A 19,610-nucleotide genomic window follows, 5' to 3' on the forward strand; every position below is an offset into this window, starting at 1 on the left:
GCCTGTCCACCCCCGCTGACCGCTGCCTTACCGCCCGCTGATGCGCGTTGACGGCCGCGGTAAGCGCGCGTCAGCCGCCGAACAGCTTCTGCGCCTGCTGGGTGACGACCAGCACGGTCAGCGTCCCGAAGAACAGCACCGACCACACCAGCGCCCCCAGCCGGTACGAGCGCACCTTGATGGCCTCGGGCAGCGACCGCCGGTTCAGGATGATCAGCAGGATCGAGTACACGAACATCATCACGGCCGCGAAGCACGCCGAGAACACCAGCAGGATCAGCGGCTGGTCGAACCCGAGCAGCAGGATCACGATCCCGAGCACGGCCATGGCCCAGACCACGATGAAGTAGACCCGGTTCACCGAGACGGGCCGCTCGCGCAGGTAGACGGTCTTGATCGTGTCGGAGGCCAGCCGCGAGGTGTAGTCGACGATGCCCATGGCCGAGGCGAACAGGGCCAGCGCCCCGATCACCCAGAACAGCACGCCGAACCACGGGCCGACGACGTCCTGCAGCACCTGGCCCTCGACCTGCAGGAAGCTGATGTTGTCCTTCAGCCCGGGGCGGCCGTAGACGGTGGAGTAGGCCAGCATCGACATGAGCGCGATCGTCAGGAACGACACCAGCGCGAACGTGGCGCCCTGCTCGATGTTCGCGAAGCGCCACCACTGCCGCCACCGGGCGAGGTTCTCCTTGGTGGGGGCGAACTGGTACCCGGTCGAGGCGGCCGCCTCCTCCTCACCGGTCACCGGGCTGACCAGGCGGGGCACGTACTGGCCCATGCCGAAGCCCTTGTCGCGGATCCAGTTGCTCTGGCACAGGTTCTGGCCGCCGCCCGCGCCGGCGTAGGCGATGGCGCCCATCAACACGGCGTAGCCCAGCTCGGAGGGGAACTGGGCGTTGACGGTCAGGCCCTTGCCCAGCTCGACCCAGGTCTCCGCGTTGATCGCGAACAGGACCGCGACCACCGCCAGCGTGATGACCAGGGCGATCTTCACGAAGATCACCCGTTCCAGCATCGTGTAGATCACCGGCGCCAGCGTCAGGCCGAGCGCGATCACGACGAGCATGCCGATCGCGATCCAGCGCACGCTCCCCGCGCCCGACCCTGTCAGGTACGTGACCATGGTCGCCGACGTGGTCACCCACCCGGGCCAGAGGTTGGAGGCCAGCGTCATCAGCACGAAGACGATGCCCCAGTGTTTCCACATCCTGCTGAACCCGGTCAGCGCGGTCTCGCCGGTGGCCAGCGTGTAGCGCTCGATCTCCATGTTCAGAAACCATTGGGTGATGATCCCGACGGCCGCTCCCCAGATGAAGACCAGCCCGACCTGGGAGGCGATGTAGGGCCAGATGATGAACTCGCCGGAGGCCAGGCCCACTCCGGCGCCGACCAGGCCGGGGCCGATGACGCGCCAGGTCGATCGGGGCGGCTCGGGAAGGTCGCGGACGGTGACGGACGGCAGGACTCGCGCAGGAACGGTGGGGGTGAATTCCGCCATGCGGATCTCCTTGTTCGGCTTGCCTGTGAGCCACATTACAGAGATCCGAAACTCTGGTGGAATAGCTAGTTAAGAATCACCATGTATTCTCCGCGTCCGGTAAAACCGACGACGCGCCCGCCCGCTTTCATGGCCCCGCCCAGTACGTCCCGCACCGCCCGCCGCCAGGCCCTGGCCACCTCGGGATCGTGCCGCCGCAGCCACTCCACGTCGGACGGCGTCGCCACGAGCATCCGGTCTTCCGCGGCCGTCTCCTCATCCGGCCACCCGTCGGCGTCCTCGCTCAGCGCGGGGAAGAACTCCGTCTCCTCGATCGGCCGCCGCTCCTCGGCGATCCGCCACACCGCCAGCAGCCGGTCGGAGGAGTCGCCCACGTTGATGGCGTCCGACATCACCCCGTAGAAGTCCTCCAGGTACTCCTCCGGCATCGCGCCCAGCTTGACCAGGTTGAAATGGGCGTTCCTGCGGACGAGCGGGTCGAACGTCCACGTGATCCGCTCCAGCCCGCGTTCCAGGCACCAGGCCCGCTGGTGGGACTTCAGCGCATACCCGACGCCCCGGCCCGTGACGGCCGCCCCGGTCACGTGGGAGTGCAGCGCGCCCCCGGCCGCCAGGAACCCCACCGAGGCGCCCACCAGCGTGTCGCCCTCGAACGCCCCCGCCACGTAGTTGCCCGTGTGCGCGAACCCGACCAGCAACTCCACGGTGATCGGCGGGTTGCCCGGATCAGGCCGCCAGATCGTGTCGAAAAGCCGGTGAACCTGCTGGAACTCCTCGATCTTCCGCAACTCGCGGATCACCACGTCACTGCTCATCCTCTATTTACCCACACCCCTGCGGTGGAGATAGCGCGGTGTAGCCAGGTAACCAGTAGTCTCCGACCAGTCACTCACGGTAGTCATGGGTGAGTGCGTCGTCCCGTTCAGGGACGCCCGTCGACCCAGGGAGGTTCCCCTATGGCGTTCATGCTGACCGTCGCCCGCAGGATGGCCGTGTTCGGGCTGGCCGCGATCATCGCCTCGCCGATCGCGGCCCAGCCCGCCGCCGCGGCGGCGGGGGCGGAGCTCTTCATCACCGTCAAGCCCCGCTACGGCGGCGCGTACTCGCTGCGTCTCACCTGCGATCCAGACGGAGGCATCCACCCCCGGCCGCACCAGGCGTGCGACGTGCTGCGCGACGTCGACGGCTACTTCGTCGACCTCGACGTCGACCCGGGGCCATGCCCGCTGATCTGGGACCCGGTCACGGTCGAGGCGCGCGGCCACTGGTACGGCCGGCCGGACTTCTACGCGCACGAGTTCCCCAACGAGTGCGTGATGAAGCGCAAGCTCGGCCCGGTCGTCTGATCGGTCAGGCCTGTCCGCGCGCTCGCGGGCAGGCCCCCTTCACGCCAGCAGTTCCCGCAGGAGCCGGTGCACGTTCCCGCCGATGATCTTGATGACGTCCTGCTCCTGCACGCCCCGCGCCAGCAGCCCCTCGGTCACCATGGGCAGCCCCGACGGCCCCTCCAGCCCCGGCACCGCGGACTTCGGGTCCACCCCGCGCGTGTTGACGCCCTCGCAGCACGGCGGCGTCAGATCGTCCATGACCTCGCGGATGAAGTCGGGCCCGAGACCGACGTGATCGATCCCGGTGACCGCCGCCACGTGCTCGATGTGGTCGAGCAGACGCTCGAGCGTCATGTCGGACTCACGGTCGGCCAGGAAGGGGGCGAAGAAGTTGACGCAGACCACGCCGCCGGTGGCCGCCACCCCGCGCAGCTGCTCGTCGGTGAGGTTGCGGTGGTGGTCGCGCAGCGCGCGGGCCGAGGAATGCGTGGCGATGACCGGCCTGGTCGCCAGCTCCAGCACGTGGGCGACGCCGGAGGCGCCCAGGTGGGAGACGTCGAAGACCATGCCGAGCCGTTCCATCTCCGCCAGCGCCTCGACGCCGTGGGAGGTCAGCCCGCTGCCCGTGGCGTCCTCGCCGCTGCCGTCGGCCAGCGCCGTACGGCCGAAGTGCGCGATCGACGCCACCCGCACGCCCAGCCGGTACATGGTCGAGATCAGCTCGACGTCCGCGTCGATGCCCGGCATGCTCTCCAACGCCAGCACCAGCGCGATCTCGCCCGCCTCGAGCGCGTGATCGATCTCGGCCGCGTCGAGGCACAGGCGCACCCGGCCGGCGTTGCCCTCGGCGAGCACGTGCGCGCACTCGATCATGCGCAATGTCTGACGCAGCGCCCCCTCCGGCCGGTGCTGGTCGTCGATGAAGACCGGCAGGACCTGCAGGTTCACCCCGCCCGCCACGAGCTGCGGCAGCCAGCGCTCGCGGAAGAACGCCGACCACTGCCCGGGCGGCCTGGCGGAGACGGCCATCAGGAGGTCGTTGTGGGTGTCGGCGACGACCGCACGCTGGTGGAGGGTAGACGTCACGATCCAGACATTACTCCGCCAGGCGGTAGGCCGGGATCGGTGGCCGGGCCGTCAGGCGGCGGTAGAGCGTCGTCGGGCCCGGCCAGTTGTTCGTGACCCGGCCCTGGTCGGTCTTGTACCAGCTCTGGCAGCCGGCGCCCCACACCATCCGCTCCATCGCCGCGTCGAGCTGCCCGCGCCAGGCCGCCATCGCCTCGGGCCGCACCTCGATCGGGCCGTTCGCGGACAGGTACGGCAGACACGACATGACGTGGTTCACCTGGCACTCGATCATGAAGATGATCGAGTTGTGGCCGAGGTTCGTGTTGGGGCCGTACAGCAGGAACATGTTGGGGAAATTCTGGACGGAGATGCCCAGATACGCCTCAGCCCCGTCCTTCCACTGCTCCTCCAGCGACCGGCCGCCGAGCCCGGTGATCTCCATCGGGGCCAGGAACTCCGTGCTCCTGAACCCCGTGGCGTAGACGATCGTGTCCACCTCGCATGTGCCGTCGGCGGTCTGGACGCCCTTCGGCGTGATCCGGACGATCCCGTCGGTGACCACCTCCACGTTGTGCCTGGTCAGCGCCGGGTAGAAGGCGCTGTCGATGACGACCCGCTTGCAGCCCGGCGGATAGCCGGGGGCGAGCTTGGCCCGCAGCGCCGGGTCGGCGACCTGGTCGTGCAGGTGCCGCAGCGCCCGCTGCCTGAGCAGGCCGGCGCTCCAGCCCTGGGCGAGCGCTGGATAGAGGGCGCCCTCGGCGTAGCGGTAGGTCCACTCGCGGTAGGCGCGCTGGAGGCCGGGGACGTAACGGAGGGCGAGCCTGGTCAGCGGGCTGAACGCGGCGTCCGGCTTGGGGATCACCCAGTTCGGGGTGCGCTGGAAGACGTACAGGCGTTCGGCCCGCTCCGCGACCCGGGGGATGAGCTGGGCCGCCGACGAGCCGTTCCCGATCACCGCGACGCGTCTGCCGGTGAGATCGTGGTCGTGGTTCCAGCGGGCGGAGTGGAAGGAGACGCCCGCGAAGTCCGACATTCCGGCTATGTCGGGGAGGCGGGGGCGGTTGAGCTGGCCGACGCCCATGACGAGCACGTCGAAGGTCTCGGTGCCGTTCGCGGTCGTCAGCCGCCATTTCAAGCCGTCGAAGGCAGCCCGCCGCACTTCCGCCCCGAACCTGATTTTTCGCCTGACGCGGTATTTATCGGCGCAGTGCTCTAGATATCCCAGAATTTCGGGCTGTTCTGGGTAGCGGCGGGTCCAGCTCGCGTACTTCTCGAATGAGTACGAGTACAAATGGGAGGGGATGTCGCATCCCGCCCCGGGATAGCTGTTGTCGCGCCACGTGCCCCCGAGGCCGTCCGCCTTCTCGAACACCGTGTAGGAGCCGACCCCGGCCCGTTCGAGCTGGATCGCCATGCACAGTCCGCCGAACCCCGCCCCGATGATCGCGACGTCAGGTGCCATGCCACCCTCCACAGGTCAGGACTCACTTACACTACGCCGAACCGTGTTCCGACGACACCCCCGCCGCGTCCCCGCACCGGTAGTCTGCGCAGGTGGCTGCTGTGACGTTGACGAACGTGATCGAGGTGCTCGAGGCGGCCTACCCGCCCGCCCGAGCCGAGTCGTGGGACGCGGTGGGGCTGGTCAGCGGAGACCCCGCCCAGCCGGTGCGGCGGGTGCTGTTCGCGGTCGACCCGGTCGCGGTCGTGGCCGAGGAGGCCATGGAATGGGGCGCCGACCTGATCGTCACCCACCATCCCCTCTACCTGCGCGGCACCACCAGCGTGGCCGCCACCACCCCCAAGGGCCGCCTCGTTCACACCCTGATAAAGAACGACATCGCCCTCTACACCGCCCACACGAACGCCGACGTCGCCAACCCCGGCGTGTCCGACGCCCTGGCCAGAGCCGTCGGGCTGGCCGGCGACCTGGTGCCGCTGCAGCCCTTCCCCGACGACCCGTGGCGCGGCCTGGGCCGCATCGGCGAGTTGCCGGAGCCCACCTGCCTGGGCGACTTCGCCGCGCTGGCCGCCAAGGGCCTGCCGCGGACCGCCATGGGCCTGCGCGTGGCCGGCGACCTCGCGCGCCCCGTCACGCGGGTCGCGGTCAGCGGCGGCGCGGGCGACTCGCTCCTCGGCACCGCCAAGGCCGCGGGAGTCGACGTGTTCCTGACGGCTGACCTGCGCCACCATCCGGCCAGCGAATTCGTCGAGTCGGGCGGGCCCGCGCTGATCGACGCCGCCCACTGGGCGACCGAGTGGCCCTGGCTCGACAGCGCGGCGTCCATCCTGCGCGAGAGTGGCGTTACCGTTGAAACGCGCGTCTCCGCCACGGTCACCGATGCTTGGACAAGAGGATATTGATCATGAAAGCAGCCCCTGAGGCCCAGAAGCGACTGCTCGACCTGGCAGAGCTCGACGCCGTGATTGATCGGCTGGCGCACCGCCGGCGCACTTTGCCCGAGCTGGCCGAGATCGACGAGCGGTCCAAGCAGTACGCCAGGCTCGTCACCCAGGTGATCGAGGCCGAGACCGAGGCGGGCGACCTGGCGCGCGAGCAGAGCAAGGCCGAGAGCGACGTCGACGCCGTGCGCACCCGCGCCGACCGCGACCAGAAGCGCCTCGACTCCGGCGCCGTGACCTCCCCGCGCGACCTGTCCGGCCTGCAGTCCGAGATCGCCTCGCTGCAAAAGCGCCAGGGCGACCTGGAGGAGGTCGTACTGGAGATCATGGAACGCCGCGAGGCCGCCGACACCAAGGTCACCGACCTGGTCGCGCAGCGCGACGAGGTCGCCGCCGGCCTGGCCGACTCCGAGGGCCGCCGCGACGCCGCGCTCACCGACATCGACAAGGAGGCGGCCGAGGTCCAGGGCCGCCGAGGCGCCGTCGCCGGTGAGATCCCCGCCGACCTGCTCGCCCTCTACGGCAAGCTCAAGGACCAGTACGGCGTGGGCGCCGCCATGCTGCACGGCGGCCGGTGCCAGGGCTGCAAGGTGGCCCTGTCCATCGCCGAGATGAACCGCATCAAGGGAGCCCCCCACGACGAGGTGCTCCGATGCGAGGAGTGCCGCCGCATCCTCGTCCGCACCACAGAGTCGGGCCTGTGACGTCCTACATCGTCGAAGCCGACGGCGGCTCGCGCGGCAACCCCGGCCCGGCCGGCTACGGCGCGGTCGTCAAGGACGCCTCCGACGGCCAGGTGCTGGCGGAGGCGGCCGAGGCCATCGGCGTCGCGACCAACAACGTCGCCGAATACCGGGGGCTGATCGCCGGGCTGAAGGCCGTGCTCGACCTGGCCGGCGAGGGAGCGCCGGTGGCCGTGCGAATGGACTCCAAGCTGGTCGTCGAGCAGATGGCGGGCCGCTGGAAGATCAAGAACGAAGGGCTGCGCCCGCTCGCCCTGGAAGCGCAGGGGCTGGCCAGACGGCTGCGGGTGACGGAATGGACCTGGATTCCGCGCGACCGCAACAAGCACGCCGACCGGCTGGCCAACGAGGCCATGGACGCCGCGGCCAAGGGCCTGACCTGGAAGGCGGGCGGCACCCATGAGCAGGGCCCGGCTTCCGGCGCGACGGGCGCCCTCTCGGAGCCCGGCTCGGCTCGTTCGGCGCCGAAGGTCGTCCAGCAGACGGACCTCCTCGACGCGGGCGACAACCTCGCGTCCTCCTCCGGCCTGTCGGCCCCGACCGCCTCCGTCGCCGCCACCCAGCAGGCGATGAGCAAGGGCACAGGCTGGAGACCGCCCACCCGGGTCGCCACCTCACTCCTCCTCCTCAGACACGGCGAAACCCCCCTGTCCGTGGAACGCCGGTTCTCGGGCCTCGGCGACGCCGAACTCACACCCAACGGCCTGGCCCAGGCGTCGGCGGCGGCCGAGCGGCTCTCGCGCGAGCCGTACCACCTCGACGTGATCGTCACCTCGCCACTCAACCGCGCCAGGCAGACCGCGGAAACCATCGCCAAACGGACCGGCCTCGACATCGAGATCGACGAAGGCCTCAGAGAAGCCGATTTCGGCGCCTGGGAGGGCCACACGTTCACGGAGGTCCAGCGCCGCTGGCCCGCCGAACTCGCCGCCTGGCTCGCCGACCCCGAAGCCGCCCCACCCGGCGGCGAAAGCTTCGCCACGACCGCACGCCGCGTCCAGGAGACGGGGGAGCGGCTGGTGGAGCGCTACGAGGGCAAGACCGTTCTGGCGGTCTCGCACGTCACGCCCATCAAGATGCTGCTCAGGCTCGCCCTGATGGCCCCGCTGGAGTCCCTCTACCGGATGCACCTGGACCTGGCGTGCCTGTCGCTGATCGAGTACTACGCGGACGGCCCCGCCGTGGTGAAGGCGTTCAACGACACCGCCCACCTACAACGGCACTGACCCCCGGCTGGTGGGGCGTGCCGGACGTTCGTCAGAACCTCCGGCCGTCGGAACCTCCGGCACGCCCACTGAAGCGCCATCGCCCCCCTCAGACGATGACCTGCCCATCCCATCGAGGCGATCTTGCCGCTGGATTGGGAACCGCTTGAAATTTGATAATCTTGCAGCCAGACGAGTCGGCCGGGCGACCGCGTCGGGCCTTCGGGCCCGCCGAGGAAGGTCCGGGCTCCACAGGGCAGGGTGGTCGGTAACGCCGACCCGGGGTGACCCGCGGGACAGTGCCACAGAAAGCAAACCGCCTCTCGGTCCGCCGGGAGGTAAGGGTGAAAGGGTGGTGTAAGAGACCACCAGCGCCCACGGCGACGTGGGCGGCTAGGTAAACCCCACCCGGAGCAAGGTCAAGAAGGGACGCTCCCAGGAGCGTCCCGCGCGCGACGTTCGAGGGCTGCCCGCCCGAGCCGCGCGGGTAGACCGCTCGAGGCCGCCGGCAACGGCGGCCCTAGATGGATGGTCGCCCCTTCAAACGAAGGACAGAACCCGGCCTACAGGCCGACTCGTCACTACAAATCCCATCTACCAGGCGAAACGGCCAGTGCACGATCGCTGGTTCCGCTGCAGCTCCGCGAGCGGAATTGATCTCGCCACGGCCTGGGCCCTCATCGCTCGGAAACCAGTGGCCGCAGGTGCCCCGGGATCAGAGCCTGTCGCAGCGGCTCACGCCATGAGTTCAGATCCGGGTTGAACACGCCGAAATCCGTGCCGAAGTCCCAGTAGGCCCAGCTCATTCCCAGGCGCTCGGCCTCCGACCGCACGAACGCGGTCCATTCCACGCGAGAGGCCGCGTGGGCCTTCGAGAAGGTGCCGAACTCGCCGAGGAACAACGGGAGGCCGTGCTCGCTCGCCCATGCGGCGGCCGTGGTGAGGTCGCGGCGTACGGTGGCCCGATCGGCGTCGTCGCCCCAGCGCGTGCCCAGCCAGGCGTCGGCTCCCTTGACCCAGCCGGCGCCCTGGTGGGTGAAGGCGAACGGCGCGTAGTAGTGAACCGTGGCCATCAAATGGTCGTCCTGCGGGAGGTCCAGCTGCGCGAGCGCGTCGATGTCGTTCATCCGCGCCGGGCCGATGAGCACGGTGCGGTCCGGGTTCGACTCGCGTACGACAGCCAACGCCTTCGCGGCCAGCCCGTTCCACCGCTCCGGCGTCATCGGGTCGCGGGGCTCGTTGAGCAGTTCGAAGCAGAGTGGCTCCGAATGGTCCGCGTAGCGCGGCGCGATCTGCCGCCAGAGCGCGAGGAATCGTCCCTCGTGCTGGTCGGGGGCGGCGCAGACCTCGTCATAGTGGTGGACGTTGATGACGACGTTCAGGCCGCGCCGGAGGGCGCCGTTCACCGCTCGGTCCACTCGGTCGAAGAAGGCCGGATCGATCCGGTACGGCGGGGTCTCGGCGGCGTGCGCCGACCAGCGGACGGGAAGGCGAACGGTGTCGAACCCGGCCAGCGCCACCTCGTCGAAGTACCGCTCCTCAAGCCGGAAGCCGGGCTCGCCCTCACCACGAGCGTCCAGCGCGTTGCCGAAATTGACGCCCCGCCCCAGCCGCATGCTCCTGCGTCCCTTCTCTCGCCCGGCAAACGTACATCACGCGAAGGTCTCAGAGCGTGGCTACCGCGTGCGGCCGTCCTGGTCGAGTTCGGCCAGTCCGGCCAGAATCCGGTCCAGGCCGAACTGGAAGTCTTCGGTGGTGTAGCCGATTGAGCCGGTGTTCGCCTGATCGCCGAAGAGCCGGCAGAACATGGGATACCGATCCGGCGTCATGACCCCTCCGAGAAACCGGAAGTAGTCGCCTCCCGCACCGTCGGCGATAATCGGGTCCAGGGTGAGACGGGCCTGCTCGCGGACGTAGCCGGAGATCAGGGTGACGGCGCGGAGCTGGTCGGGGGAGCTCAGGGTGGTCCGGGACAGCGCCCTGAGCATGTGCTCTCCCCACAGCAGTTCGTTCGGCATGTTCGGCGGGCCGGACGTGGGCACCTGCAGGGCCCATGGATGCCGCCGGTAGAGGTCGTAGATCTGCCAGGCGATGCCGGCGAGAGAATCACGCCAGCGTTCGGAGCCGGGCGGCAGGTCAGGAGGTGGCTCGGTGGCGGCATCGCGCATCACCATCACCAGGTCGTCCTTGGAGCGGACGTGCCGGTACAGCGAGGTCGTCGCGGCGCCGAGGGCGGAGGCGACGCGAGCCAGCGATACCGCGGCGAGCCCTTCGTTGTCGGCGATGTCGATCGCGGCTGTGACGATTCGCTCCAGGGTGAGGCCCGGCCGCGGACCTGGCCGGCGTTCGTCGGCTGCCTGGGCGCGTCTGCGGGCCGCGTCACCAGAGGCGCGCCAGGCCAGTTCGATGCCCGCCGGCGTGCGTGTCCTGTGCTGCTCGCCCATCGTGGCCGTCTCCCTGTGCTGCTCTGCCGTCCCGGCAAGTCTATAGTGGCGTATGTTGTTCGCCACTATGGCGAACAACATACGCCACTAGGTGGACGGAGAAGGGCATGCGAAAGCGGACATCGGTAGCGTCGGTGGGGATGTGGGCCGGCGGTGGCTACGCCGCCCTGTCGCTGGTCTACCTGGTGGTTCTCACGGTGATGATGGCGCGAGGGTTGCCGTTTCCGCCCCAGGAGCCCTTCACGACCACCTTCCACGCGATCATGATGCTCGCGGTCCTGGCCATGGTGCCGCTGTGGTGCGCCGTCCATCTCGCCACCCCGGCGGACAAACAGGTGTTCACGCTCATCTCCCTGGCGTTCGTCGTCATGCTGGCCGTGGTCGTCTGCGCCAACCGGTTCGTGGGGCTGACGATGGTCAGGCAGAGTCCCGGCCTGGGCAGGACGGCGGGACTGGAGTGGTTCCAGCCCTACGGCTGGCCGTCGCTGACGTTCGCCTTCGAGATGCTCGGCTGGGGGGTATTCTTCTCCCTGGCCTGCCTCTTCCTGGCCCCGGCGTTCCGCGTTCGCGGACTCGAACGCGGCATCTCCGTGATCTTCGCGACCGTGGGCGTGCTCAGCCTGGGCGGAGCGCTCGGGCTCTTCGCCAACTCCACTGCGGTGATGGGCGCGATCGCACCGCTGGCGTGGGGGTTGGGGCCCGCCGTCGTCGTCGTCCTGGTCATGCTCTGGCTGCACCGGCGCGCCGGTAGCGGTCAAGCCCTTACGAAGGGGATCTGAGGCCTCGTCGACCGGGTTCGAACCGGCGTCCACCCGGTCCCGAGCCGGGCGCTCTACCGGTGAGCTACGGCGTGGTCGTGTCCAGTCTGCTCAACACAGGTCAGCTTGCGCCACTCCTTTACGCGGGGTGATCCTTCACCGGCACGACCCCGGATCGGAGCCCGTGCAGGGCGTCGGCGGCCAGTTCCTCCTTCACGTGCTTGCCGCTGAAGACACCCGCCCGGCGCAGCAGTGCCGCCCACACCGGATCGGCGACGGTGACGCCGTGCACCAGTTCCGGCGTGGGCCGGAACGCGGCCGTGGCGCGTCGCGGCGCGCTCCCGGCGGTTGCGGTTTCTCATGGCCGCCATCGTGACGAGGTCCGTCGCCGGGATCGACTGGTTTATCCGTGGATCACGCGGTATGTCAGGTGGGTGACGAGGGCGGTGCCCGACACGTCGCCGAGCGGTTCAAGGGTGGTGTCCCCGACGCCGTCGAACAGCCGCTCGCCCCTGCCGAGGATCACCGGGGCGACGTGCACGCGCAGCTCGTCGATGAGCCCCGCGGCCAGGTACTGGTTTATTGTCTGCGCGCCGCCCGCGATGGAGACGTCGCGGCCGCCGGCCGCCTCGCGCGCCTGAGCGAGGGCCGCCTCGATCCCCTCGGTGACGAACGTGAACGTCGTGCCGCCTTTCATGGGCAACGGCTCCCGAGGGTGATGGGTGAGAACGAAGACCGGCGCGTGGTAGGGCGGCTCCTCACCCCACCACCCCCGCCAGTCCATGTCCCAGGCGTCGCGACCGGGGCCGAACATGTTGCGGCCCATGATGAAGGCGCCCGCCGCGGTGATGCCCTCGATGACCTCGGCGTGCGCCTCGGGCTCTTCGAACATCCACTGGTGCAGACGATCGCCCACGCCATCGCCGAAGGGGTTGTCCAGAGTCTGGTTCAGCCCCGCCACGAAGCCGTCGAGGGACGCCGCCACGTCACAGGTGACCTTGCTCATCTCACTGTCCTCCCAGGTTCCGGCGCTCGTCTCGCGCCGCTCACGAGGGAGTCGGAGCCGCCCGCTCGTTCTCTACATACCTGGCGTGGACAGCGTCTCAATAATCTGACGTCACAGTTTGGCGGGGTATCTCGTCGATCTGATGAGGGCAGCTGCGACACAAGGGGAGCCGGCGAGACCATGACCATCCATTCCGATCCGAGCCTGAGCACGCTCGTGAGCGAGCGGCGCCAGTTGATCAATCTCGCCTACCGCCTTCTCGGCTCCCTGGCCGACGCCGAGGACGTCGTGCAGGAGACCTACGCCCGCTGGTACGCCATGTCCCGCCCGCAGCAGGAGGCCATCGAATCGCCCGGCGCCTGGTTGATGACGGTCGCCAGCCGAGTCTGCCTCGACCTGCTCGGCTCGGCCAGGGTCCGTCGCGAGAGCTACGTGGGCGAATGGATCCCCGAGCCGCTGCCCGACCGCAGCGAGTGGGCCGGCGGGCGGACGGCCGACCCGGCCGACCGGGTCACCCTCGACGAGTCGGTCAACATGGCCTTCCTCGTCGTGCTCGAATCGATGACCCCGGCCGAGCGCGTCGTGTTCGTCCTGCACGACGTCTTCCGCTACCCCTTCGCCGAGGTGGCCGAGATCGTCGGTCGCACCCCGGGAGCCTGCCGCCAGTTGGCCTCCTCGGCCCGCCGCCGTATCCGCGCAGCTCAGGCCCCCTCCGCTCCGGCCGCCCAGCGGGCCGGCATCGTCAGGAACTTCAAGCAGGCGTGGGAGGCCAAGGACATCGACGCCCTCATCGGCCTGCTCGACCCCGACGCCACGGGGATCGTCGACGGCGGTGGCCTGGTCAGCGCCAGGCTCCGCCCGCTCGAAGGCGGCGAGCGGGTCGCGCGCTACGCCGTCGACCTCCTTGGCAGGGTGCCCGGTCTGACGCTTTTGGAGCGCCGGGTCAACGGCCAGCCCGGTCTGGTGGCCCAGCGGGACGGCGTCACCGTGGTGGTGATCGCCTTCGAGATCGAAGGCGACCGGATCAAGCACCTTTGGGGGGTGCGCAACCCCGACAAGCTCCGGCCGTGGGCCACGGTGAACCTCGCGTAGCGGGCGCCCCCGTCTGCGGAGGATTACGCGGAACGGGCGGCCCACGCCGCCAGGATGGCGGCTTCCTTCTCCGCCGCCATGCCGTGTTTGCCGAACTCGCGCTCGCCCTCGGGGATCTCGCGGAGCCAGGCCCACGTGTCGCCTACGGTGTCGGCGAGCGGACGGACACGCAGCCCGGCCGCCTCCGCCCTGGCCGTGGGCACATTCCAGAAGTTATCGGTACCGGTCGACGGCGGGACGCTCCACAGCGGCAGTTCGACGAACGCGCCCGCCCCCTGCTCCACCAGGAAGTCGTCGTCCACCCAGACGAGCTCCGCGCCGGAGCCCGTCACCCGTGCGCACAGCTCCAGCCACTCGCCGAAGCCGGCCCCGCCGGCGGGCCCCGACACCAGGAACCGCCCGGACGTGCCGCGTTCCGCCGCGTCGAGCGTGAAGATCGCCACGTCGCGCGCGTCCACGAGCTGCAGCCGCGCCTCCGGATCGCCCGGCGCGAGCACCCGCCCGCCCTTCGAGATCCGGGTCAGCCACCACGGGAGCCTGCCGACGCGCTCTCCTGGGCCCAGGATCACGCCCGGCCGGACGGTCAGCACGGCACCGTCGAACCCCTGCTCGACCGCCCGCTCGCAGCCCGCCTTCCGCACGCCGTAGTCGCCGTCGTCAGGACCCGCGTCGGATGCGCAGGGCCACCCGTCGGGGTCTTCGCCTGCGGGATTGCCGGGGAAGCCGTCGACGGCCGAGACACTCGACACGAACGCGTACACCCCGGCATGCCCGGACAGCGCCCGCGCCGACTCGCCCACGACCCTCGGCACGTAGCCGCTGGTGTCGACCACGAGGTCCCACGAGCGGCCCTCGGCCAGTCGCTCCAGGTCGGCGCGAACCTCCCTGTCGCCGCGCACGGCCTCGGCCCCGGGCACGTCGGGCCCGCTCCGCCCCCTGTTGAACGTCGTGACCTCGTGCCCTCGCGCCAGCGCCTCCTCGACGACCGCCCGCCCCAGGAACACCGACCCGCCGATCACCAGAACCTTCATGGGTTCATTCTTCGCCCGCCGCGACCCTGCGATCGGCCATCTTCACTGACAGCGGAGAGCGCAGCGGCGGCACCATGTGCACCCGGGCCGAGCCGATGTCGAAGAACAGCCCGACCAGCTCCAGCTTGCCCGCCCTGATCTGCTCGTCGACCTTCCGGTAGGTGCGCAGGTTCTCCAACTGCTGCTGCACGTTGACCCGGCACAGCACGTCCAGCGCCCCGCTGTGCAGCCGGTCGCCCTCGGTGTCGATGAACCTGGCCAGGCTGTGGTCGCCGTGCCGCAGCCACCTGCGCAGCCCCGGCAGGCTGCCCGCCTGCACGCCGCCGCTCAGCACCCCCGCCATCGCACCGCACCCCGAGTGCCCGCACACCGTGATCGTGTGCACGCCCAGCACCTGCGTGGCGTACTCGATCGCCGCCACCACCGAGTCGTCGTGGGGCTCGGACCCCCTGCGGGGCACCAGGTTGCCGATGTTGCGCACCGTGAACAGGTCGCCGGGCCCGCTCGCCGTGATCAGGCTCGGCACGATCCTGGAGTCGGCGCAGGTGATGAACAGGTGCGACGGCTGCTGCTTGCGTGCCAGCTCGGTGAAGATCGGCCGCACCAGCGGCGCCGTATGCCGGTGGAACTCCCGCGCCCCCGCCGTGAGCAGGCACTCCGCCTCGTCGTTGACCGGCGCGGACGGCCGGACGGTGCGGCGGCGGTGCGCCCACGGCAACCACCAGCGGTCCGGCGCCTTGGGCGGCGACTTGACGGGGAACATGCGCACCCCGCTGGCCGCCAGCGTGTACCACTCGTCGTGCAGCTCGTCGATGTCCACCGTGCCGCCCATGCGCTCGTGGTCGAGCCGCCAGGAGTGGATGGCCTCGAAGGCGCCGTTGTCCATGAAGTCGATGTTCAGGTCGAGGTCCACGGCCGCGCCCGCCGGGATCGTCCGCAGCTCGTGCGTCAGCCTCGGCACGCCCAGGAACGTCAGCGACCCCGAGATCGTCACGTGCAGCCGTCCGTCGCGGTCCTCGTGCTTCAGCACGGTGACCCAGGTCAGGCGGCGCAACGCCAGCAGCGCCGCCAGCGCCAGCCCCGCCAGCACCCCTTCGGCCAGCCCCAGCAGGATCACCGCGATCAGCGTCACCACGTACACGGGCACCTCGCCGTGCCCGTGCACCTTCTTGATGTGGCCCAGGTTCACCATCTGCACGCCGATGAACACCAGCAGCGCCGCCAGCGCCTCCAGCGGGATGAGCTGGATCGCCCAGCCGAACCCGAGCGCGAACATCAGCACCCACGCCCCGTGCAGCATGGTCGACCATCGGGTACGGGCGCCCGCCTGCACGTTGGCGGTGCTGCGCACGATCACCCCGGCCACCGGCAGGCCGCCGAGCGCGCCGGAGACCATGTTGGCCACGCCCTGGCCGGTCAGCTCCTGGTCGAGGTCGGCGCGGCGTCCGCCGTGCAGGCCGTCGACCGCCACGCAGCACAGCAGCGACTCGCACCCGGCCAGCAGCGCCACCAGCAGCACCGCCCCCACCACCAGGTGCCAGTCGCCCTGCGGCAGTACCGGGAAGGCCCACTCGGTGATGCTGCCGGACAGGTCCACGCGCGAGACGTCCCAGTTGAACCACCAGGCTGTCATCCCCGCCGCGAACAGTGCCGCCAGCGGCGCCGGCACCGCCTTGATCTGCTTCGGCAGGCGCGTCCACAGGGCCAGCACGGTGATCGTGAGCAGGCCGACGGCGACCTTGTGCCCGTGCAGGTCGGCGATCTGGCCAGGGAGCTCGATCAGGTTCGCCACCGCGGAACGTTGCGAGCTGCCGCCCAGCACCACGTGGAGCTGGGCGAGGGCGATGATCACGCCGACGCCCGCCAGCATGCCGTGGATGACGGCGGGCGACACCGCGAGCGCGGCCCTGGCCGCCTTGAACATCCCCAGCAGCAGTTGGACGGCTCCCGCCAGCAGGGTGATCATGCAGGTGGCGCGCCATCCGTACGTCTGCACGAGATCCACGACCACCAGCGACAAACCCGCGGCGGGCCCGCTCACCTGGACGGCCGAGCCGCCCAGCGCTCCGCCCACCAGGCCGCCCACCGCGGCGGCTATCAGGCCCGCGGCCAGCGGTGCCCCGGAGGCCATCGCGATGCCCAGCGAAAGGGGCACCGCGACGAGGAAAACCACGAGCGAGGCTGGCACGTCGTGGCGGAGGGTGCTCAGCCAGCTACTCTTCGTGTCGCGGATCATGGAGCAAACCCTATTGCTCCGTCGCCCCCGCTTTAGGGGCGCGTCACATGGGTTTTACCCATTAATGGCACTCTGGCCGGAGATCACCGGTAGTAGTCGTGCGGGTAGTCCTGCTGCTCGGGAGCCCGCCGACGGCGGCCGCCGCCGGTGCCCTGGGGGTTCTCGCCGTGGCCGGGCCAGTTGCCCGCCACGCCGCCGCCCGACGGCGGCTCCGGCCAGCCGGCCACCGTGGTGATGTCGCCCGTCTCGTACGCGAACGGGGTCTGCGGCGGCGGAGCCGAGGCCGACAGCACGTCGTCGTAGGACGACGACGAGACCGCCCTGCCCGGCACGGTCGGGGTGCCGGTGGCGGGGGAGGGGCCGGTGAGCGGGTCGGTGTCGTCGGCCACGGCCCAGCCCGAGCGCACCTCGTAGGAGGCGGGGTAGGACGGGTTCGCGGCGGGCTGGTCGAACGCCGGCCAGGAGGTGCCCGAGCCGTAGGAGGCGGCGGGGGCGTCGTCGAGGATGTCCGGCGGCGTGGGCCAGGCGGGCGACGCGGCCGCCGCCGCGGGCGGGTTGGTCCAGGTGGTCTCGAGCGGGTCGCCTGTGCCGCCGTACGCGGGGAACGGGTCGCTCGTGGGGGCGCCGTGGATCGGCGCGGGCGCGGCGGGGAAAGAGCCGCTGGAGACGGGGCTGGCGGCGGGGAACGAACCGCTGCTGTTCGCCGCGGGGAAGCCGCCGGTGCCGGTCGCGTGCGTGCCCGTGCCCGTGGAGGACTGGAAGGAGGAGGCGGGGCCGTTGCCCGACGCGGCGAAGGGGGAGGCGCTGCCGTTGGACGACGGCACGGGGTCGGGGCGCGGCGCGGGTGCCGGCTGGGCGCCCGCGCCCAGGATGCTCATCACGTCGCCCGTGGGGGCCGCGAACGTCATGGTGCGCTGGTCGGCCATCTCGGACTGCGGCGCAGCGGCGCGCTTGGCGGGTTCGACCAGGTCGGCGAGGTTGGCGGCCTGGGCGGGAACCTGCCGCTGCGGCAGGGGGGCCTGCACGGTGGTGGCGTTGGGGTCGGCGGAGGCGGCGGCCGGCTTGGGCTTGGCGCGGCGCTCGCCGCGGCGCTCAGAGGGCCGCTCGGCGGGGCGCTCACCGCGGCGCTCGGAAGGCCTTTCCGAGGGGCGTTCAGCGGGCCTTTCGGCGGCGGGACGTTCGCGCTCGACGGGGCGGGAGGCGCCCTTCCTGGCCGCGACGGTGCCACCCGCACCGAAACCGCCCTCTTCCGCATCGCTACGGAGATTGGCCCAGAACTCCTCGTCGTCATCGTCGCTGGACGGGTTGCCCCACTCGTCGACGCCACGCCTGCCACGCTGGCCGGTACGCACCGGTTTCGGCTTGGCCTCGCCGATAGGGCTGAAGTCGGGGCTGAAATTATTCATCCGCGGCTCGTGCGCGGCGAACTGGTCGGTGGAGCGCGTCTGAGTCTTCTCCTCCTTCTCGGCCATCTCCTTCAGCCGTTCCGGAGGGAGAGAGCTCTCCCGACGGTTCATGGAACGCATGCCCAGTGCCACGACGACGAGCACGAGGAGCACGACGGCGACCAAACTCACGATAACCGCAGTCATTGCACCACCCTCAAAGCCATGGCCTCCCTTCGGCGCTGGTGAGATCGCGCGGCCATCGACGCGACCTGCCCCCCTTGATCACCAGTACCTAACGATTGGATCTGATTGTGTCTGACCACTATGAGAGTTGTCACACCCTACGTGAAGAATAGGTACACCGGTACTGTCTGGCGTGTCCGTCTCATCACTGGATGTCGACCGTCAGACGGCCGCGGGCTATGGTCTGGTCCGCGATCTGTTTCAGGGTCTCAGAGAGAGTAGCGCCCTTCTGGACGACGACCTTGCCTCTCAACGTATAGACGGTGAAGCGGTAGTTGCCCGGACTACAAGGGGGCTCGTAGCCCGCCTTCCCGCTGGTCACCTGCGCCTGACCGGCCCCCGTCGGAGGGTCGGCGGCGGCGTTGGGACCCAGCTCGGTCGTGGTCGCGGGGATGTTGTAGATCACCCAGTTCACGGCCGATTCGGATGCTGTATGTGAATCGACCACGATCGCGATCGACTTCGCCTCGGACAGCGGCGCACTCGACCAGCGCAGAGGCGGACTGCCCTGGTCTCCCTTGCAGGAGTAGTCGTTCGGCAGCGGCTTGCCGTCGCGCAACTCCGGGCTCGAGACGTTGATCTCCGCGATGTCCATGGCTTCGGACCTTCCGAAGAGGCTGCCGCAACCCGACAGTGCGAATGCGACAGCCATCACCGTCGTCACACTGACGGTGATGCGTCGCACGCGTGATGCCGTGTTACACAGCCCCATGCCGGACGATGCTACGCGGCCTTCGGCGGTGCGCAGACCGTTTCTCGATGGTCGGTGGCCGGTAAAGGATCCGAAACCGGCCAGAATCCTGGCATCTGGCGAGTGACGTTGGACACACGCGCGGCACTCCCCGATCTCCGCGAACCCGAATCGGGACGTATCGAGGGGCCCTTTCCGGCCTGCTGGTTCGATGCGGTGGGACGGGGAGCGAGATCTCGTGCGACCCCCGACAAAACGGACATCATTTTCGGTCCCCCCGGGCCACGAAAACCAGGCGTGCCGGATTGAGGGTTGGGGGCCTGCCGCGTCGGCGCTTCTTCGCGACCCCGGCGACCTGGGCCGGCGGGGCTGGGAACACGCGTAGGTCGCGCGGGTCTTGAAGGGCGCGGACGGCGGCTGCCACGTTGCGTGAGGCGTACGCGCTGTGGTGCGGTCCTGCGCTGGCCGAGCCT

At 70.0% G+C, this 19,610-nt stretch carries 18 protein-coding genes, 1 tRNA gene and 1 other RNA gene; 7 read left to right on the forward strand and 13 right to left on the reverse strand.

The features are described 5' to 3' along the window. Positions 1 to 70: 70 nt before the first annotated feature. On the reverse strand, positions 71 to 1,501 hold the full coding sequence (locus ACFOY2_RS06110; RefSeq protein WP_379526923.1) for an Nramp family divalent metal transporter: 1,431 nt from the start codon (positions 1,499 to 1,501) through the stop codon (positions 71 to 73). A 65-nt stretch (positions 1,502 to 1,566) separates the two neighbouring features. Then, entirely contained in the window at positions 1,567 to 2,316 is a 750-nt protein-coding gene (locus tag ACFOY2_RS06115; RefSeq protein ID WP_379526924.1) for a GNAT family N-acetyltransferase, read from the reverse strand. A 141-nt stretch (positions 2,317 to 2,457) separates the two neighbouring features. On the opposite strand from ACFOY2_RS06115, the gene ACFOY2_RS06120 reads away from it, so the two are divergent. Further along, the gene (locus ACFOY2_RS06120) at positions 2,458 to 2,847 is read left to right on the forward strand and encodes an SSI family serine proteinase inhibitor (RefSeq protein ID WP_379526925.1); all 390 of its coding nucleotides are present in this window, start codon (positions 2,458 to 2,460) and stop codon (positions 2,845 to 2,847) included. A 39-nt stretch (positions 2,848 to 2,886) separates the two neighbouring features. Here ACFOY2_RS06120 and ACFOY2_RS06125 read toward each other — a convergent pair whose 3' ends face one another. Beyond that, positions 2,887 to 3,915, reverse strand: a complete 1,029-nt coding sequence (locus ACFOY2_RS06125) for a dipeptidase (RefSeq protein ID WP_379526926.1) — start codon at positions 3,913 to 3,915, stop codon at positions 2,887 to 2,889. A 10-nt stretch (positions 3,916 to 3,925) separates the two neighbouring features. Continuing rightward, on the reverse strand, positions 3,926 to 5,359 hold the full coding sequence (locus ACFOY2_RS06130; protein WP_379526927.1) for a flavin-containing monooxygenase: 1,434 nt from the start codon (positions 5,357 to 5,359) through the stop codon (positions 3,926 to 3,928). A gap of 101 nt (positions 5,360 to 5,460) precedes the next feature. Here ACFOY2_RS06130 and ACFOY2_RS06135 point away from each other — a divergent pair, with 101 nt between their 5' ends. The 4 genes from ACFOY2_RS06135 (at position 5,461) to rnpB (ending at position 8,830) form a co-directional block, all read left to right on the forward strand. Continuing rightward, a complete protein-coding gene (locus ACFOY2_RS06135; RefSeq protein ID WP_379526928.1) occupies positions 5,461 to 6,261 on the forward strand; it encodes a Nif3-like dinuclear metal center hexameric protein in 801 nt (266 codons plus the stop codon). Positions 6,262 to 6,263: 2 nt separating this feature from the next. Continuing rightward, positions 6,264 to 7,004 carry a zinc ribbon domain-containing protein gene (locus tag ACFOY2_RS06140; protein ID WP_379526929.1) on the forward strand — a complete coding sequence of 247 codons (741 nt, stop codon included), beginning with the start codon at positions 6,264 to 6,266 and terminating at the stop codon, positions 7,002 to 7,004. Further along, positions 7,001 to 8,269, forward strand: coding sequence for a bifunctional RNase H/acid phosphatase (locus ACFOY2_RS06145; RefSeq protein WP_379526930.1), 1,269 nt, complete (start codon positions 7,001 to 7,003; stop codon positions 8,267 to 8,269). Before ACFOY2_RS06140 ends, ACFOY2_RS06145 begins: the two co-directional genes overlap by 4 nt. Positions 8,270 to 8,441: 172 nt before the next feature. Continuing rightward, positions 8,442 to 8,830, forward strand: an RNA gene (gene rnpB / locus ACFOY2_RS06150) — RNase P RNA component class A. 95 nt (positions 8,831 to 8,925) lie between these two features. Here rnpB and ACFOY2_RS06155 read toward each other — a convergent pair. Beyond that, on the reverse strand, positions 8,926 to 9,864 hold the full coding sequence (locus tag ACFOY2_RS06155) for a glycoside hydrolase family 5 protein (protein ID WP_379526931.1): 939 nt from the start codon (positions 9,862 to 9,864) through the stop codon (positions 8,926 to 8,928). A 60-nt stretch (positions 9,865 to 9,924) separates the two neighbouring features. Further along, complete coding sequence (locus ACFOY2_RS06160; protein ID WP_379526932.1) at positions 9,925 to 10,692, reverse strand: TetR/AcrR family transcriptional regulator; 768 nt, start codon at positions 10,690 to 10,692, stop codon at positions 9,925 to 9,927. 107 nt (positions 10,693 to 10,799) lie between these two features. Here ACFOY2_RS06160 and ACFOY2_RS06165 point away from each other — a divergent pair, with 107 nt between their 5' ends. Further along, positions 10,800 to 11,471 carry a hypothetical protein gene (locus tag ACFOY2_RS06165; RefSeq protein WP_379526933.1) on the forward strand — a complete coding sequence of 224 codons (672 nt, stop codon included), beginning with the start codon at positions 10,800 to 10,802 and terminating at the stop codon, positions 11,469 to 11,471. Here ACFOY2_RS06165 and ACFOY2_RS06170 read toward each other — a convergent pair. The 3 genes from ACFOY2_RS06170 to ACFOY2_RS06180 form a co-directional block, all read right to left on the reverse strand. After that, a tRNA-Pro gene (locus ACFOY2_RS06170) sits at positions 11,472 to 11,542 on the reverse strand. 47 nt (positions 11,543 to 11,589) lie between these two features. After that, entirely contained in the window at positions 11,590 to 11,742 is a 153-nt protein-coding gene (locus ACFOY2_RS06175; RefSeq protein WP_379526934.1) for a hypothetical protein, read from the reverse strand. A 111-nt stretch (positions 11,743 to 11,853) separates the two neighbouring features. Further along, positions 11,854 to 12,456, reverse strand: a complete 603-nt coding sequence (locus ACFOY2_RS06180) for a dihydrofolate reductase family protein (RefSeq protein WP_379526935.1) — start codon at positions 12,454 to 12,456, stop codon at positions 11,854 to 11,856. 180 nt (positions 12,457 to 12,636) lie between these two features. Here ACFOY2_RS06180 and sigJ point away from each other — a divergent pair, with 180 nt between their 5' ends. Continuing rightward, a complete protein-coding gene (gene sigJ, locus ACFOY2_RS06185; protein WP_379526936.1) occupies positions 12,637 to 13,548 on the forward strand; it encodes an RNA polymerase sigma factor SigJ in 912 nt (303 codons plus the stop codon). A 23-nt stretch (positions 13,549 to 13,571) separates the two neighbouring features. Here the strand turns inward: sigJ and ACFOY2_RS06190 are convergent, their stop codons facing one another. The 4 genes from ACFOY2_RS06190 to ACFOY2_RS06205 form a co-directional block, all read right to left on the reverse strand. Then, positions 13,572 to 14,579 carry an NAD-dependent epimerase/dehydratase family protein gene (locus tag ACFOY2_RS06190; protein ID WP_379526937.1) on the reverse strand — a complete coding sequence of 336 codons (1,008 nt, stop codon included), beginning with the start codon at positions 14,577 to 14,579 and terminating at the stop codon, positions 13,572 to 13,574. Positions 14,580 to 14,583: 4 nt separating this feature from the next. Next, a complete protein-coding gene (locus ACFOY2_RS06195) occupies positions 14,584 to 16,815 on the reverse strand; it encodes a SulP family inorganic anion transporter (protein WP_379526938.1) in 2,232 nt (743 codons plus the stop codon). Positions 16,816 to 16,898: 83 nt separating this feature from the next. Then, on the reverse strand, positions 16,899 to 18,407 hold the full coding sequence (locus ACFOY2_RS06200; RefSeq protein ID WP_379526939.1) for a hypothetical protein: 1,509 nt from the start codon (positions 18,405 to 18,407) through the stop codon (positions 16,899 to 16,901). 184 nt (positions 18,408 to 18,591) lie between these two features. Further along, positions 18,592 to 19,131 (reverse strand): YbhB/YbcL family Raf kinase inhibitor-like protein, encoded by a 540-nt coding sequence (locus ACFOY2_RS06205; protein ID WP_379526940.1) that lies wholly within the window; start codon positions 19,129 to 19,131, stop codon positions 18,592 to 18,594. Positions 19,132 to 19,610 lie beyond the last annotated feature (479 nt).

The organism is Nonomuraea purpurea, from assembly GCF_042650645.1.
Taxonomy (GTDB): Bacteria; Actinomycetota; Actinomycetes; order Streptosporangiales; family Streptosporangiaceae; genus Nonomuraea; species Nonomuraea purpurea.